The organism is Nitrososphaerota archaeon (assembly GCA_029785825.1).
In the GTDB taxonomy this organism is placed as follows: Archaea; Thermoproteota; Nitrososphaeria; order Nitrososphaerales; family Gagatemarchaeaceae; genus UBA183.
Genome location: JAFLYY010000001.1, coordinates 390,373 through 405,402 on the forward strand (window position 1 = coordinate 390,373; position 15,030 = coordinate 405,402).

The 15,030-nt window shown below is 60.6% G+C and carries 16 protein-coding genes and 1 tRNA gene; 10 read left to right on the plus strand and 7 right to left on the minus strand.

Annotated elements, in window-relative coordinates:
* Position 1: 1 nt before the first annotated feature.
* The 3 genes from JRN21_02110 to JRN21_02120 all read right to left on the minus strand — a co-directional run bounded on the left by JRN21_02110 (position 2) and on the right by JRN21_02120 (position 2,327).
* A complete protein-coding gene (locus JRN21_02110) occupies positions 2-1,279 on the minus strand; it encodes an NAD-dependent epimerase/dehydratase family protein (protein ID MDG6988100.1) in 1,278 nt (425 codons plus the stop codon).
* A gap of 114 nt (positions 1,280-1,393) precedes the next feature.
* Positions 1,394-1,678 carry a winged helix DNA-binding protein gene (locus tag JRN21_02115; protein MDG6988101.1) on the minus strand — a complete coding sequence of 95 codons (285 nt, stop codon included), beginning with the start codon at positions 1,676-1,678 and terminating at the stop codon, positions 1,394-1,396.
* Positions 1,665-2,327 (minus strand): hypothetical protein, encoded by a 663-nt coding sequence (locus JRN21_02120; protein MDG6988102.1) that lies wholly within the window; start codon positions 2,325-2,327, stop codon positions 1,665-1,667. The genes JRN21_02115 and JRN21_02120 overlap by 14 nt, the downstream gene beginning before the upstream one ends.
* 175 nt (positions 2,328-2,502) lie before the next feature.
* Between JRN21_02120 and JRN21_02125 the strand changes: the two genes are divergently transcribed.
* A complete protein-coding gene (locus JRN21_02125; protein MDG6988103.1) occupies positions 2,503-3,390 on the plus strand; it encodes a dihydrodipicolinate synthase family protein in 888 nt (295 codons plus the stop codon).
* On the opposite strand, the gene JRN21_02130 is transcribed toward JRN21_02125, so the two are convergent.
* The gene (locus JRN21_02130) at positions 3,385-4,014 is read right to left on the minus strand and encodes a DNA-3-methyladenine glycosylase I (protein ID MDG6988104.1); all 630 of its coding nucleotides are present in this window, start codon (positions 4,012-4,014) and stop codon (positions 3,385-3,387) included. The two genes, JRN21_02125 and JRN21_02130, sit on opposite strands and share 6 nt — an antisense overlap.
* A 210-nt stretch (positions 4,015-4,224) precedes the next feature.
* On the opposite strand from JRN21_02130, the gene JRN21_02135 reads away from it, so the two are divergent.
* The 4 genes from JRN21_02135 (at position 4,225) to JRN21_02150 (ending at position 5,679) form a co-directional block, all read left to right on the plus strand.
* A tRNA-Asp gene (locus JRN21_02135) sits at positions 4,225-4,332 on the plus strand.
* 158 nt (positions 4,333-4,490) lie between these two features.
* Positions 4,491-4,712, plus strand: a complete 222-nt coding sequence (locus JRN21_02140) for a hypothetical protein (GenBank protein ID MDG6988105.1) — start codon at positions 4,491-4,493, stop codon at positions 4,710-4,712.
* Between the two features lie 15 nt (positions 4,713-4,727).
* Entirely contained in the window at positions 4,728-5,216 is a 489-nt protein-coding gene (locus JRN21_02145; GenBank protein MDG6988106.1) for a hypothetical protein, read from the plus strand.
* 19 nt (positions 5,217-5,235) lie between these two features.
* The gene (locus tag JRN21_02150; GenBank protein MDG6988107.1) at positions 5,236-5,679 is read left to right on the plus strand and encodes a Rieske (2Fe-2S) protein; all 444 of its coding nucleotides are present in this window, start codon (positions 5,236-5,238) and stop codon (positions 5,677-5,679) included.
* Positions 5,680-5,731: 52 nt separating this feature from the next.
* Here JRN21_02150 and JRN21_02155 read toward each other — a convergent pair whose 3' ends face one another.
* The 3 genes from JRN21_02155 to JRN21_02165 all read right to left on the minus strand — a co-directional run bounded on the left by JRN21_02155 (position 5,732) and on the right by JRN21_02165 (position 8,879).
* Positions 5,732-7,045 (minus strand): hypothetical protein, encoded by a 1,314-nt coding sequence (locus JRN21_02155; GenBank protein ID MDG6988108.1) that lies wholly within the window; start codon positions 7,043-7,045, stop codon positions 5,732-5,734.
* 111 nt (positions 7,046-7,156) lie between these two features.
* Positions 7,157-7,600 (minus strand): hypothetical protein, encoded by a 444-nt coding sequence (locus JRN21_02160; protein ID MDG6988109.1) that lies wholly within the window; start codon positions 7,598-7,600, stop codon positions 7,157-7,159.
* Positions 7,601-7,637: 37 nt separating this feature from the next.
* A complete protein-coding gene (locus tag JRN21_02165; protein MDG6988110.1) occupies positions 7,638-8,879 on the minus strand; it encodes an MFS transporter in 1,242 nt (413 codons plus the stop codon).
* A gap of 291 nt (positions 8,880-9,170) precedes the next feature.
* On the opposite strand from JRN21_02165, the gene JRN21_02170 reads away from it, so the two are divergent.
* The 5 genes from JRN21_02170 to JRN21_02190 all read left to right on the plus strand — a co-directional run bounded on the left by JRN21_02170 (position 9,171) and on the right by JRN21_02190 (position 14,955).
* Positions 9,171-10,202, plus strand: coding sequence for an ABC transporter permease (locus JRN21_02170; protein MDG6988111.1), 1,032 nt, complete (start codon positions 9,171-9,173; stop codon positions 10,200-10,202).
* The gene (locus JRN21_02175; protein MDG6988112.1) at positions 10,195-11,802 is read left to right on the plus strand and encodes an ABC transporter permease; all 1,608 of its coding nucleotides are present in this window, start codon (positions 10,195-10,197) and stop codon (positions 11,800-11,802) included. The genes JRN21_02170 and JRN21_02175 overlap by 8 nt, the downstream gene beginning before the upstream one ends.
* Positions 11,803-12,299: 497 nt before the next feature.
* Positions 12,300-12,788, plus strand: a complete 489-nt coding sequence (locus JRN21_02180) for an ABC transporter ATP-binding protein (GenBank protein ID MDG6988113.1) — start codon at positions 12,300-12,302, stop codon at positions 12,786-12,788.
* A complete protein-coding gene (locus tag JRN21_02185) occupies positions 12,785-13,756 on the plus strand; it encodes an ABC transporter ATP-binding protein (GenBank protein ID MDG6988114.1) in 972 nt (323 codons plus the stop codon). The genes JRN21_02180 and JRN21_02185 overlap by 4 nt, the downstream gene beginning before the upstream one ends.
* Complete coding sequence (locus JRN21_02190; protein ID MDG6988115.1) at positions 13,738-14,955, plus strand: hypothetical protein; 1,218 nt, start codon at positions 13,738-13,740, stop codon at positions 14,953-14,955. Before JRN21_02185 ends, JRN21_02190 begins: the two co-directional genes overlap by 19 nt.
* Positions 14,956-15,030 lie beyond the last annotated feature (75 nt).

Below are 15,030 nucleotides of genomic sequence, written 5' to 3' on the forward strand. Positions count from 1 at the left end.
CTTACCGGGATACCTTGGCGGGCTGGTCTTGAGCCAGTTCCATCAGCTCCATGGCAGAGGGCCACCCGGTGAGATCGCGGGGAAGCTGGAACACGTCCGAGGCTACGCTCTTGCGTCCGCCCCAGGGGACCGAAGGAGCGAGGAGTGCCTTCATCCGCATCGCCCGCGACTTGTGCTCTATCACCACCTCGAAGACCTCGCGCAGGACTTCGTCCATGGTCTTCGTCCGGGCGAACCCAAGCGAAGGAAGGACCTTGTGCTGGACCCTATAGTAATGTTCCTCGCTCTCCACCCTTGGGTTCCTGACCTTCTCGAAGCCGACGTCCAGGCCGAACTCGTCTGCGATGCGTCTGACCTTCTCCGCCAGCTGCAGGGTGTCGAACGTCTCGTCTATCTGGTTGACGACTCGGTATTCTCCTTCGCGGGGCGGGTTGTCGAGCAACAGGGTCAGGCATTTTATGCTGTCGTAGAGGGAGAGATACCCTCTCGTCATCTTCCCTCTCCCGTAGATCAGGAGCTTGTTGTAGACCACGGCCTGGGCGACGTACTTGTTGACCACTGTCCCCCACACGGAGTCGAGGTCAAATCTGGTGGCCAGCCGCCCGTCGACGACCTCGCCCGTCCTGCACCCGTAGACCACCCCCTGCATGACGTCGGTAGCCTTCAGGCCGTGGATCTTGTTCGCCAGCATCACGTTGAACGTGTCGAAGACTTTGCTCAGGTGGTACCAGCTCTGGCCCGTCCTGGGGAACATAGCTTTGTGCTTCCTCCCGCCCCTGCGTATCTCGACCGGGCCCTCCGTGATCTCCACATTGGGGGTCCCGTACTCGCCCATGGTCCCCATCTTCAGCAGGTGGGAGCCGGGGGTGTGCCTGGTCATCGAGAAGACGATGTTCAGGTTCGTGGCCACGTTGCTGAGCTCTGTGTAGAGGGCGTGCTCTTGGTCAATCATGCTGAACGGCGCACTCCTCTGCTGGGCGAGGTGGACCACGGTTCCGGGGCGGTATCTCGAAATGACCCAGTCGACCTCGCTAGGGTTCCTGGCGTCGGCCCGGACGAAGGCGAGGTTCTGCTTGCCGGACGCCTTCTCGTAGGTCGAAATCCTCGTCTCCGGGCTCTCTATGGGGACAAGCGAATCAGACCCGACGGACTGCACCAGCCTTCGCGTGACGAGGTTGTCGACGATTACCACGTCCCTCTCGCTCCGCCAAGCGAGGTGCAACGCGAGCGGCCAACCTATGTATCCATCGCCGCCGAAAATGACGACAGAATCCTTCAAAGGACCCCGATAGCCCGTCGGAAGCGGTCCAACACTCCAGAGGCTGTGGCGGCCTATTTATCTGAAGAGAACGTTGCGTATGAACGGTGCGTTCATCCGTTCCAGAGCCACCAGTCAGATGGCGACCCCGAAGGCCGAAAGAAAGCTCTGGGCGCGCCTCACTTCCCTCACGAACTCCAGCCCCTTCGAGGTCACCCTGTAGTATCTGCTCCCTCCGTCTTCATGCTCGCTCAGGAGGCCCCTCTTCTGGAGCTCGGCAACGTGTTTCATCAGGCGGTCATGGGGGAGATTTGCTTTCTGGAGTATCCTGGTCGTCTTGGCCTCTCCCTCCTCCTCGGTCACCGTCAAGATGTCGAAGTAAATCTTGATGGTGCTCCTCTGCTTCTCAGCTTGAACCAACTCTTCCACTCCAGATGACGAAGATCAGAAGAAGGACGAAACCCGCGAGGTTCGTAGTCCCCCCGATGACGTAAAGGAAACCCGAAGTGAGGATGCTTCCGGTAAGTTCACCCAGGTGGGAAAGGGCAATGAGGGCGAACGCGAGGAGGACGATGAGCGAGAACCTGTTCCTCTGCTCGGAGTATGCCATCACCCCCTGGAATGCGATGAACGAAACCAGAACGAGTATCACAAGCTCGCCTGTGTCGAGGATCAAGGTGCGGAACAGCAGGGGCATCACCGGGCCTACCGCCGCCAGAGGCGCCAGGGCCTCCGCCCGGTCCATCGGCACCCCCTTCTGGACGCGGACGGTGTAGCCTGCGGCGATGATGAGATAGGCGGCCGACTGAAGAACGAGATACAGGGCGGTGGCGCTGTAGATGAGAGCAATCCTGTCGGTGACCCTGGCGAGGTTGAACGCGGCGAAGAGGTAGAGCGACGCCTGGGCAAGGAGACCAACCCCCAGGAGCATGAAGCCAACGCTCAGGTACCTGAGGAAGCCAGACCCCGTCACCCTCCTGTACCTGAAGGCGTAGTAGCTCACTCCCAATGCGACCGCGCCGCTGACGAGGTTAAGGAGGGAATTGGGAACCAGATACGGCTCTACCACTGTCGCGCCTCCCGCCGGATGGGGTCGAGAGCTGTAGCGTGGCGGCCAGGAGTGGGGGTTCCCCGCGATTTCAAATGATGCCTTGGCTCTTCGAATCCGGGCGAGGGTTATAGAGGTTTTTCGGCCCTGGTCAGGCCATCAAAGGATAAGTCGGCCGCCCCGGCGCCCCTCTGGCTTGCCTCGCCGAGCGCCGAAAGTCAAAGGGCTGTTCACCGCCCTCCTCACCCCCTTCGACGGGAAGGGAAGGGCAGACGCCGGTAAGGCTGCTGACCTGGTCCGGTTCCAGGTCTCCAAGGGGGCAGACGGCATCTATGTCTGCGGTAGCACCGGGCTGGGGCCGATGCTGGGGGTTGACGAGAGGAAATCGCTCGCCGAAGCCGCCGTTGGAGCCGCCGGCAGGGTTCCGGTGGTGGTGCAGGTGGGGTGCGCAGACACACCTTCGACCGTACTGCTCGCGAAGCACGCAGAGAAGGCGGGGGCCTACGCCGTCGCCAGCCTTACGCCGTACTACTACAGGCCTGGGGAGCTGGCGGTGACAAAGCACTTCGAGGCCGTTTCGAAGGCGGTCACCCTTCCGCTTCTCGCATACAACATCCCGCAGTTCACAGGGAACAACCTCCTCCCTGAGACTGTGGCCGCGCTTGCCGATGCTGAGACTATAGTGGGGGTCAAAGACTCCTGTCGTGACCTGCTCCAGCTGCTGGACCTGATGGACAGGGTCCCTGAAGGGTTCGTCGTCATGAACGGTACAGAAGAGTATGGCCTTTTCGCGATGATGTCTGGGGCCGACGGTTTGGTCTCGGGAGGGGCTAACGCGCTCCCGGAGCTCATGAAGTCCATGGTGGCAGCCGAGACGAAGGGGGACCACCAGGGCGCGATCGAAGCACAGGCCCGGGTCAGGGAATTCAAGGACCTGGTAAGATCCAGCCCCATCCCTTCCTACTACGCGATACTCCGCGAAAGAGGGTTCGACTGCGGTTCCCCCAGGGGACCCTTCCTCGAGCTGCGGAGGGCGGAGTCGGGCCGGTTGATTTCCGCGCTAAGAAGGCTTGACTTCCTATAGTCTCCCGGCTAGCTCCCTGTGCCTGAAGCACCCTACCAGGTGATCGTTCACCATCCCAGTGGCCTGCATGTGGGCGTAGCAGATGGTGGGGCCGGCGAACCCGAACCCGCGGCTGACAAGATCTTTGCTCATCGCCGTAGCCTCCGGGGTGACGGCAGGTATCTCCTTCAGCGAACGCCACCTGTTGACCTTCGGCTTGCCGCCCACGAAGCGCCAGACGTAGTCGTCGAAGCTACCGAACTCCTCCTGCACCCGCAAAAACGCCTTTGCATTCTTGACCGCAGACTCGACCTTCCTCCTGTTCCTCACTATCCCTGGGTCGTCCAACAGCCTGCTCACCCTCCCGCTGCCGTAGCGCGCCACCTTTTCGGGATCGAACCCGTCGAAGGCCTTCCTGTAGCCTTCCCGTTTCTTCAGGATGATGTACCAGTTGAGGCCCGCCTGGGCCCCTTCGAGGACAAGGAACTCGAACATGAGTGCGTCGTCGTGGACCGGAACCCCCCACTCCCTGTCGTGGTAGTCGCGGTAGATTGGGACGTCCATCGAGGGCCACCCGCACCTTTGGAGGCTGCTCAACCCCTCCCCCACCTCCTCCCTGGATAAATCGGGATTGCTTTCCCGCATGGCAACGCGTAAGTAGAGCGGACGGCTATCAACACGCATGCCTGTCTGCCCCAAGTGCGGCAAGCTGATCAGCCCCAAGAAGTACAAGAGGCATCTGGAGCGCTGCGGGACGACCCACAAGCACGCCGCACAGCCCCTGAGATCTGGAGACGACTTCTTCGAGCGGGTATGAAGCTTAAAACCACCTTCGGGCCTGGCCCGTTTTCGAGCGCCCTGGTCGTATAGAGGTCAGTATGCTGCCCTGTCACCGGCGTATCGCCGGCAGAGCGGCAGCGACCCGGGTTCGAAATCTCGGCGACGAAAGTCCCGGCCAGGGCGCCTACGTTCCAATTCCGGCTCACAGCCGTCAAGAGGCGAGGGGCCCTCTCGGGTCTAGGGCCGGGGATTGCCTACCGAGCTTTCAAGCAGGTTGAAAGGTCAAGAAACGGCGATTCAAACGCGTTGGAATAAGTGGCTTCCGACTCGGCCTCCTTTCCATGCAGAGACTTTCCGTGATCTCCGTGATGGCCCTCCTCGCGATAGGGTGCGTCCTTGCTGGAGCGGTCTTCATTCATCCCTTGACAGCTGCCCCCTCTCCCACGAGCTCCCCTTCCACCCAGGGCGCCGCTCCGCCCACCGCGTCGAACAGCACCCTCCTGACCCAACCTCCGGCCACCCAGAGCGGTGGCGATGACGGCGGGGGCGGCGGCGATCACTAGCCGCGGGGCCACCCTTTGAACGGCCCGCTGTGGCTTGGCGAAGCAGCCGGCTTCGCTGCGCTCGCCTTCACTGGAGGGTCCGCGTCCATGGTGATGTTCAGGGCAAGGCTGGTGAGGGCCGTCGGAGGGGCGCTACGGCTCAGGTGGATGCACGTCTCCATGTCCGTGCTTGGAGCCCTTTTCATCGCGGTCCACATCTACGTCCTGTTCCTCCCGCCGGACCTCCTCCCGGTGGACCTGGGGTACGCGGCCGTCGCCCTCGGGCTCGCCCTCTGGGCCACGGGGGTGGGGTTCCTGGAGAGGAACAGGGACTCCTTCTTCCTTCATGGGGCCCTCGCCGTCTCGTTCTTCACCGCGGTGATACTCCACGCGGCCTCATCCAGCACCACTTTGCCCTCCCGGCTGGCTTTCGCATCCCTCGCCGCGGTCGCGGTCGCCGCCCTGGCCAACGCCGGCTACCACGCCAGGAAGCTGCTCCCAGCCAGGTCGAAGCCGGATGGATAGGCGGGAGCTCCTCCGGCGGATGGTGACCACAGCCCTCTTCGGGGCTCTCGGAGCGGTGGCCATCTTCGAAGCCGTCGCGAAGCTCGGCCAGTCGCAGCCCGTCCCGGTCCTCACTCCAGGCGCGACGACAGGAGGCCAGGCCACCACCGGGCAGCAGGCGCCAGCAGGGTACTTCATAGTGGCTCCGCTTTCGGCGCTCTCGGGGAAGGCTTCGGCGTACTTCAACCACCCCACCCGGGGTCTCTCGATACTTGTTGACTACGGTGGTCAGTGGCGTGCCTTCAGCGCACTATGCACCCACGCCGGGTGCACCGTGGACTTCACCGGTTCGCAGATCTACTGCCCCTGTCACGGTGGCTCTTTCAGCCCGACGAGCGGGGCAGTGCTGGGCGGCCCGCCCCAGACTCCTCTCCCGGAGTACTCGGTGCAGATTCAGGGCGGCAGTCTGTACGTGAGCGGATGAAGACTCTCGCAAAAAAAGGGGGACCAGTGGCCTGAGGCTACGCCTCGGCCACTCAGTCTTCTGCTTGGTTTGAGGCACTGCAGCTGGTCGCTGTGACCGGTAGGTTGCAGGACAGCTGTGCGTTGGCGCCGAGAGATGCGATGATGTGCATGGTGTAGACCTGGTGGGCTAGGGTGGACGGGACCAGCACCAGTCCCGACTGACCGAAGGAGATGGTGCCTGTGAAGGTGAGGTCCACGCACTGACCCGGAGCGAGGGTCAGGCCGCCCGCCCCGCTCTCCCCGATGTCCCCGCTGACAAGCTGCATCTTCAGAGAGACACAACCTGTCCCGGTGACGGTCGAGTTGACGGGGGCGAAGATGACTTGGTCGGGGGTCTCCGTTTCGCATCTGCTTGACTGTTCTTGACTCGTCTTTGCGGAAGTAGTTGTGGAAGTAGCGGTCGTCGTTGTGTTCGAGTCGGGCGAATCCGGCGCCCCTCCGTCTGAGGAGTGCGAGGTGCTGTTGTCATTGCTGCTTGGTGTGCAGGAAGTCCCGGCGCGCGTGAAGTTTCCATGGAAACCTATCGCGTTGAGGACAACAGAGGCGTTTCCTATGTTGTTGACTTTGACCGAGATTGTCGTGGTGTTTCCCGATACCGAGAACGCCGAAAGGTTGGCGGTTAGGTTGCCCTGGGCGCTCTGCAGCTGGCTCTCATCTTCAGAGGTGAGATGCTGCTGGTCGCCGGTCTTGTCATGGCTTAGGTCGCTCCCTGTCGCCGCTCTGACGATTCCCACGGTCGAGGGCCACATCTGGTAGCCCGTCGGCGTGCTCACAATGATCGGGTTCAGCTGCAGGAGGGCGACGCTGTTCCCGTCCAAGGGCGCCGGCTCTGCGAGGTTCACGGTCACGGTGCTTCCGCCTGTCGCCAAAGTCACCTGGGATGTCGTGCTGTTGACGTCTATGCTGATGCTTGTCACGGTGAACGCGAATGACTTGATGAGAGACCCGTTGGGGAGATTGGTCGACGCGACTGTCTGTGAGACGTTCAACGCCCCGAGCTCGAGGAGGTCAACTGTCGCCGACCCGCCAGGAGGCGAGACTGAGACTGTCGTCAGCCCGCCATGTGACGCTGGCTCGGAGACAAGGAGGGTGACCGACGAGTAGGTGAGGTTAAGGTAGGTCGTCCCGGTGGGGACCACTGGCGGATCTGCGAGCTGTATTATCAGACTCGCCTGAGTCCCGCCCTGCACGCCTGTAGTGTTGGTCTGCGATGCGCCCCCGTTACCGGAGGTTGGGGAAAGGAAGAATGTCGAAGAGACTATGATGAGTGCAGCGACGGCGAGCGCCGCCGCGGTGTATTTCAGTGCCTGTTTTCTTACGGACATTGTCCCCTCCATCCGGAGGTCCTCGGATATTGCTAGGCCCTTGAATGGACCGGGAGCACGCGGTCGCGCTCCTTTCAACGCCCCTGAATGCGGGCCGTCTCATCGAGGCTGCTATCGCCAGGATGCCAGTCTCCGCCAGACCCTGGCCGTCTCATACCACACCACTACGACGAGCGCGGCCGAGGAGGCGACCAGCAGTGGGACGTAGGAAGCAGACCTGTAAGCCATGACCGAGAAGTACGAAACCAAGACGGTGAAAAGCACCGATATGAAGAGCAGCTGGGGCACCACCACCGTCCCCACCTTGACGTAGCCTTCGAGGATCTGGCCAGTCGCATCCTTCGTCGCAAGGTATCGGCCGTAGCTGTCCTGGGATGCGTACCCCCAGTCGATGAGACGGCCGAGATGATATGAAGCGAGCGAGGCGGTCGAGAAACCTAGCCCGCCCTGGACGTCCTTGAGCTCGCAAGGGCCGTGCCGAAGGATGTAAAGATAGACGCGGAGCGTGTTCCCTCTCAACTCAGGCCCTGCATCGGGGCTCCCGGCCTTTCTCATCCTTCATCTGTCCGTCCGCGGCCGGCTCCATTTAATGTTAGGGGGCGGAACCGGCGATCCTTCCCATCGACTCGTAGTCCCGCTGGAGCCTGGGTCCCAGGGCCAGGAACCCGACGAACACCACGACGGTGAACCCTGCCATGACGTACCACCCCAGGGCCGGAGCGAAGCTCAGGATCTGGAAGAGAGAAGGGCCTGCGGCGTTGGCCGTGGACCGCCCCATGCTCGAGGCGGCGTAGTAGTACCCCTGGTACGTCCCTCTGTTGCCGGACTTCGAAAAGAGCGCGATTACGGTCTGGGACGGCACCGTCAGGAGAATCTCCCCGAGGGTGATCACCACCATCACGAGCTCGTATTGCAGGAACCCTTTGAAAAGCCCCGCCAGCAAGAAGCTGAGGCCCACTAGGAGAGGCGAGACCAGGAGCGGGAAGATGAGCATCCTCGCACGCTGCACGAGGTCGGTGAGCGGGAGCTGAAGCAGCACGATCACGGCGCCGTTGGTGGCGAACAGGTATCCGATCTGGGTGTTGGTGAAACCCAGGAAGTCGGCCACGTATAGCGACAGCGGGGTGATCTCGTAGCCGACGGCGACGAACAGGGCGCCGGTCAGGATTAGGAATGAGATCACGGTGCCGTCCTCCTTCCATGAGAGGGACCGTCTCACGCCGCTTTCGCGGGCTGTGTGCCTCACCCCTCCCCTGATCAGCAGGACAGTCAGGACGATGACAGGGATCACAGATGCGGCGCTCAGGAAGAAGACCGTGGAGTAGCCGTAGGCGTCCGCTATCGGCCCCCCGATAGCCGGCCCGATGGCAAATCCGAGGTTCCCTCCTATTGTGAGCAGGTTGTACCCCGGCCTGATCTGGTCTTCAGGGTGCCCTGCGATGATCGAGCCTGTTGCAGGGTTCGAAAAGCTCCTCAGCAGCGAGAACAAGCAATAGACGACGAAGAAGTAGACTGCGCTGGCGTGCCCTAGCACCATGTAGCCGAGCGCGACAGACGACGCGATCGACATGGTGTAGCCGGCGAGCATGACCTTCTTCGGGCCCACGGCGTCGACGATCCTGCCGCCGAACATCTGGCCCCCCATGCCGAGCACCCCGGCCGCGAAGTACACCAGACCGGTCGTAAGGAGGGAGACCCCCCTGGTCTCGACCAGGTAGATCCCAAAGAAGGGCATGGCCATAGAGAAGCCGAGCGAGTTGACCGTCCTGACGGTGAAGAGGACGTATGACTCCCTTGCAAGGCTCCTTAGCCCGTACCTTCCGAATAACCACATGTGCCCCTGCTTTCTTGGAACCTTTGCCTCGACCTGCTCGGTTCTACCCGAAGCCCAGTCCGGCGGAGTCCATCTTTTTGACGCAGTCGGCGCAACGGAGCCCCCGAGGCGTCCTGTACAGTCTCTCCTTTGACCCGCACTCTGGGCACGCGTGTTCAGTTTCTCTGCGCTGGGCGACGGAGTCTTCCAACGCTCGACGGTAAGGCATGGGGTTCTTATCCACTACTACGCGTCAGGCCGTGCCGGCTAGCTAACAAAACTTATAATTTGTATTGAAGCGTTCCTTGGTTATTGGCGAGTCTACGGTACCTCATAGACCGTGCGATAAACCGCATAGCGACCCTCCTCATACTGATGCTCTTCTCCTTCTTCATCTTCGAGGTCATCCCGCAAGCCGTGGGCTTCAATCTCGGCTTTTTCTTCTCTGGCATCACGATGCTCAGCCCGCATGCGGCCGAGGGGCAGCTCGCTCTCGTCAACGCGGCCGTAGTGAAGTTTGGCCTTAATGACCCTCTCCCACAAAGAATACTTGTCTTCTTCTACAACCTGTTCACGTTCAACTTCGGCAACAGCGCCCTCTTCAAAGAGCCTGTAACGACGGCGATAGCCCAGTACCTCCCCAACAGCTTGGTGCTGGCGAGTTTCTCACTGGCCACGACCACGATTCTGGCCATCGTTGTGGGCACTAGGGCGGCGAAATCCTTCATCAGTTCGAAGAGGAAGATCGGAGACTCAGCCCTTTCGGCCCTTTCGATAGTCACGTTCAACATCCCGTTCATTGTGCTCGCGCTTTTCCTCTACATACTCTTCGCAGACGAGCTCCGCTGGTTCCCGATCAACCTCGCGTTCGCGACCACCAACGGGGGTCTTTCCCACTTCACCGGGGTTGAGTATTACCTGAGGTATCTTTGGGCCGCTGTACTCCCAATCGTCGCGCTTACGATTGTAGGATTCGGGAATGGGGCCATCCTCATCAGGAACAACATCATAGACGAGTACAACTCCGCCGGCTATGTCACGTATGCCAAGGCCAGGGGCATCCCGGAAAACCAGCTGTTCTACAGGCACGCGTTCAGGAACGCGATGTTGCCTTTCGTTACCCAGGTCGGGCTCGCCGTGGCGTTCATAGTAGGGGGGTTGTTCTTTACCGAAGTCCTGTTCGACTTCCCGGGGATAGGATATGCCTCGGTCAACGCCGCTGTCTCTTTCGACATCCCGTTCCTGATTGGGTCTACCTTCGTCTTTGCTATTTACACCCTGGTCGTCCTGTACATTCTTGACCTCGTTTACGCTCGTTTAGATCCGAGGATTCAGCTTGTCTAAACGCGATGCTGGGCTCTTCGCCCGCGCGTTCAGGCGGAAGTCCGCTCTGTTCGGCATCGGGATTGTAATCATCTTCATCTTGATAGGGACCGTGGGGGCGACGACAGCGCCCTTCTCCAACGGGTATTCTCCTCCCCAGTTTGATGCGGCGGCGCCCAACGCTCTCCCAGGCTGGGTCTCGGTGTTTCCTGGCTTCCAATCCCTTCCTCCAAACATCGCCTACCCCTCCTCGGTTTCTGCCCAGGAGTTCAAGACCGCAGCTGCCGTTGCGGCCTGGTCACCTGCCGGGCCAAGCGCCAGCTTGGTGCACTATTCTTCCACGGTGGGCCCCAGCGGGATGACTCCAGCTCAGCGCGCGTACGAGCTTGTGAACTCGGGTCCCGGCAGCGAACTGATCAACGCAAGCGGAAACTCCCAGACACCGATTTCCCTGGAGTTCGGGGCCACCCAGAGCTACCGTTACTCGTCTCCTAGCATCTTCGCGGCGCAGGTAGCGTTCGACCCGGCGTCGGTAACGGGTGCCGGAGTCGCGGTGTTCCTTTCCATCAAGACCACCAACGGGACATACCCATTGGCCCTTGAAGCCAATCCAGCGGGGGTGTCCGCCCTCGAGTCAGGTAGTTCAGCATCAGCGTACCTCTCATACTTTACCAACCCTATCATCCCGGCGCTCCAAGAAGGCAGCTGGAACTATGTGAGCGGAGTGACGACGGCGACCCAATTGATGCCCCTGTACTATCTCAACTCCAGTGTCGTGTCAGGAGCAAAGGTGACCACCTTGGCTTCGACAATCTTCAAGGGGATCACGTCGTACACTCTCGGCGAGACCGTAATGATCTTCCCCCAGGGGAAGTACAGCGTCCAAATCTATCAATCGGATCTGAAGTACCAGGTCTTGGGTAAGGTCTACGGGGTTCTCGGCACCGACACGAACGGCGCCGACTTCTGGTCCGAATTCGCGATAGGTGCAAGGGCAGCCCTGGAGATCGCGTCCGGCGCTGCCGTCATCACGCTTGCCATAGGGATAACCGTCGGGCTCATTGGTGGATTCTTCGGGGGTATCGTGGACAGCGGCTTGCTCCTCCTCACGGACTTCCTCCTCCTCATCCCTGCTCTCATCCTGCTGGTGGACCTTGACACCGTCTTCACGTTGGCCCACATCATAACCAACAAGATATTGTTGCTCGACATCATTTTCGGTGTCCTCCTGTGGCCTGTACTCTCTCGGACTATCAGGTCACAGACGCTTTCTCTAAGGTCGACGACCTACGTGATAGCCGCCGGGGCCATGGGGGGCGGGAGGCTCTACGTCTTGAGGAGGCACATCCTCAATCACGTAGTGGGCACGATCATAGCCCTCACCATCTTCTTGCTGGCAGGGTTCGTGGTCCTCGACGTGGGGGTCGATTTCCTAGGACTCGGCATAACCCAGACACCAACATGGGGGAACATCTTCGCCAGCTTGGTCAACACGGTGTCACCGTCTAACGGGTACCTCTGGTGGATGACTCTCCCGCTATCTGCGGCGATACTGCTGGTCTCGGTGTCGTTCTTCTTCATAGGGTACGCCATCCAATCGGAGTATTCAAGAGCGGCATAACGATGGCGTCCCACACGAGCGTCCTCAGTGTTAGAGGCTTGCATGTGACCTTCTCGACGCCGAGAGGGCCGCTGCACGCCGTGCAGGGGGTCAATTTCGATCTGGGAGAGGGAGAGACAATGGGCCTGGTGGGAGAGTCTGGCTCAGGTAAGTCTACCCTTGCGCTGGGTATCCTCCGACTCCTCCCCCTGAACGGAAAGTGGACAGCAGATTCAATCTCGGTAATGGGTCAGAACGTGACCTCGATGTCGGAGAGGGACCTCGACGACAAATTCAGATGGACGAAGATCGCCTACGTCCCCCAGGCTTCCCAGAACGCACTCGACCCGCTTTACAGGGTCGGAGACCAGTTCGTCGAGACCGTGGCGGCCCACGCCAAGACCGAAAGGGATGACGTCCTGAAAAGGGCGAGGACGCTCCTCGAACAGGTCGGCGTCGACCCGTCTAAACTTCAGAGCTACCCATGGGAGCTTTCGGGGGGTCAGAAGCAGAGGGTCATGATAGCCATGGCCCTCATATTGGAGCCGAAGATTATCATACTCGATGAGCCCACGACCGCTCTGGACACCATCATCCAAGCCCAGATACTGGAGCTCTTCAAGCAGATGCGGACATTCCAGAAGCTGTCGAGCATCTTCATATCCCACGACATCGCTGTGATAGCAAACATAGCTGACAGGGTGGGCGTTATGTACGCAGGAAACCTGGTCGAGGTCGCCTCGGTGAATGACATCTTCAAGAATCCTATTCATCCCTACACTCAGGGCCTTCGGGAGTCGGTTCCAGACGTCCGCAAGAACAAGGCGATAAGCTTCATACCTGGGACCCCTCCTGACCTCGTGAACCCTCCCGCAGGGTGCCGATTCCACCCGAGATGCCCGTACGTCCAAGGAGTTTGCAAGACTACCGATCCACCGCTCGTTCGGTATCCTGGAGACCACTACGCCGCATGTCACTTCGCCGAGAGATGGGTGACGCAACAGTGACGCCTCAACCCAGAGGGAACGACCCGATTCTCGAGACACAGGACCTCACGGTTCAATTCAAGCTGAAGGGGGGGCTGAAGCTGAACGCAGTTGACGGGGTCACGCTCTCCATCGCCAGGAACCAGTCTTTGGGGGTCGCGGGCGAATCGGGTTCTGGCAAGACGACACTGGGCAAGACCCTCTTGAGGATCCAGAAGCCCACGGGGGGGACGGTGAAGTTCGAGGGGAAGGACATCACCAAATTCAGGGGCAAGGAACTCCGAAGGTTCCAAAGGAGCGTACAGATGGTTTTCCAGGATCCCTTCGACGCCATCGATCCACTCTTCACAGTCTTCGACGCCGTTGCGGAAGGGGTGAGGGTCGGCCAGATAGAGAAGAGTCAAGACAGGCTCGAGGCCATCGTGTCCGACGCCTTGAAGCGCGTCCAGCTTAGCCCGCCAGAGGAGTTCATCCGCCGGAGGATAACAAGCCTGTCCGGGGGGCAGAGGCAGCGTGTAGCCGTAGCCCGCTCGCTCGCCATGAGCCCGTCGGTCCTGGTCCTTGACGAACCTGTTTCGATGCTGGATGCGTCGGTCCGGGGAGGGGTAATCGCCCTCATGGACGACCTGAAGAAGCTGGGGACCACTTTCGTGACAATCACGCACGACATCGCGACTGTGAGGTTCTTCACGGACACTCTGGTCGTAATGTACCTTGGCCAGGTGGTCGAGATCGGCGCTACAAAGGAAGTGGTCGGCGACCCCCTCCACCCCTACTCCCAGGCGCTGATCGCCGCGGTCCCCGTCCCGGACCCGTCCTACCAGGTGAAGAGCCTGGCCAAGGGCGAGATAGCCAACGCAGCCGCACCGCCGTCCGGCTGCCGCTTCCATCCTCGCTGCCCCTACGCCCAAGAAAGGTGCAAGGTAGAGGAGCCGAAGCTGAGAGAAGTGAGGAAAGGAAGGTTCGCTTCGTGTCACTTCGCCCAGTAGCGATATTAGTCCTGGCGCTGCTCGTTGCAGTCCCTGCGCCTGTCCTCGCCGGGGGAAGCGGGACCGTCTCCAAGACTGTGCCTGTATCCGAGGTCCTGCCTTGGTTCGACCAGGCCGGGTTATCCTTCAGCTATAGCTTGACAGGCACCAGCGTGGGCATTCAAGGAGGGCAACAGACCTACCTCGGGACTGCGTCTGTCGAGACCCTTGGCATGGCTTCAAATGACACCCTCCGAATATCCACAAATGCAGACGTCGGCAATCCCCTTTTCCCCAACGGCACTTTCTACGATGACCCCTTCTTTCCCGGCTACGTACAGGTCCTTCCCCTAGCGCTCGTAGTTCCGAGCACCTTTACCGTCCTCTCTCCCTCCTACGGGCTCACCTTCCATTACCTCGGGAACGTCACGAGCAGTTTTGAAGGCGGGACGGTGGAGACCTACGCCTACACCGTCAGTGCCTCTGGCCCTGCCCAAGGGGAGTCCGCCGTCGTGAAGTACTACCGGGTCATCCCATCAAGCGGCCTGATTGTGGAGGAGGAGCTCACCAACACGCAGGTCGGGACGACTCTCAATGCGACGCTTACCGGCTTGGGTGGCGGCTCAACCGCGCGGTCGGGCGGAACTCTGCAGTTCACCGCGCCAGTTTTCGCGGCTCCAGGGAGTTCCATCGTTTACAAGAACACGGGGGCAGGGAACCAGGTCATCAACTACACGACAATCTTCTCAGAGCCTGGGGGACTCTTTGCTTATTCGCGAACAGTGGTCGCGAACGGCACGCTGTCCGGGACGCAGTTCTTCGTGGACGACGCGGCCGGGCCCAGGTTCTACCCTGCCGCGAGCAGTTTTGGGAGCGTCATCACCTTTCCAGTCGCGGTGGGCTCGCTCGAGACAGGGATCCTTACGAGGCTTGGAACGACGACGGTCAAGACCCTCGACGGCTACTTCCTCACGCAGGCGTACGCCAACAAGACGATAGGGTTCGAAGCGTACCTTGACAACTCCACTGGGGTCGCTGTCTTCTTGGAGCTCCCGGGAGGGGTGCTCCAGCTGTATGCGTCAAACTATCTCTTTCCGGAACCACCGCCGGGACCGAGTCTCCTGTTGGATTATCTTGTCCCGGTCGCTATCTTGGTAGTCGCAGGACTACTCGTAGCGATGCACTTCCGGAGGGCCCCAAGAAGGCGCGGCCGACGGTGACCCGCCGCCAACGAACATGCAAGTGGACTGCAAGGTGGTTTTTCTAACGAATGTACGAACGTTAACAATACCTAA

What these genes read in the sequence shown, in the direction of transcription:
- JRN21_02130 (MDG6988104.1), bottom strand. Translation starts at nt 4,014, where the DNA reads ATGCGGGAAAGCAATCCCGATTTATCCAGGGAGGAGGTGGGGGAGGGG.
- JRN21_02140 (MDG6988105.1), top strand. Translation starts at nt 4,491, where the DNA reads ATGCAGAGACTTTCCGTGATCTCCGTGATGGCCCTCCTCGCGATAGGG.
- JRN21_02150 (MDG6988107.1), top strand. Translation starts at nt 5,236, where the DNA reads ATGGTGACCACAGCCCTCTTCGGGGCTCTCGGAGCGGTGGCCATCTTC.
- JRN21_02155 (MDG6988108.1), bottom strand. Translation starts at nt 7,045, where the DNA reads ATGTCCGTAAGAAAACAGGCACTGAAATACACCGCGGCGGCGCTCGCC.
- JRN21_02160 (MDG6988109.1), bottom strand. Translation starts at nt 7,600, where the DNA reads ATGAGAAAGGCCGGGAGCCCCGATGCAGGGCCTGAGTTGAGAGGGAAC.
- JRN21_02165 (MDG6988110.1), bottom strand. Translation starts at nt 8,879, where the DNA reads ATGTGGTTATTCGGAAGGTACGGGCTAAGGAGCCTTGCAAGGGAGTCA.
- JRN21_02180 (MDG6988113.1), top strand. Translation starts at nt 12,300, where the DNA reads ATGATAGCCATGGCCCTCATATTGGAGCCGAAGATTATCATACTCGAT.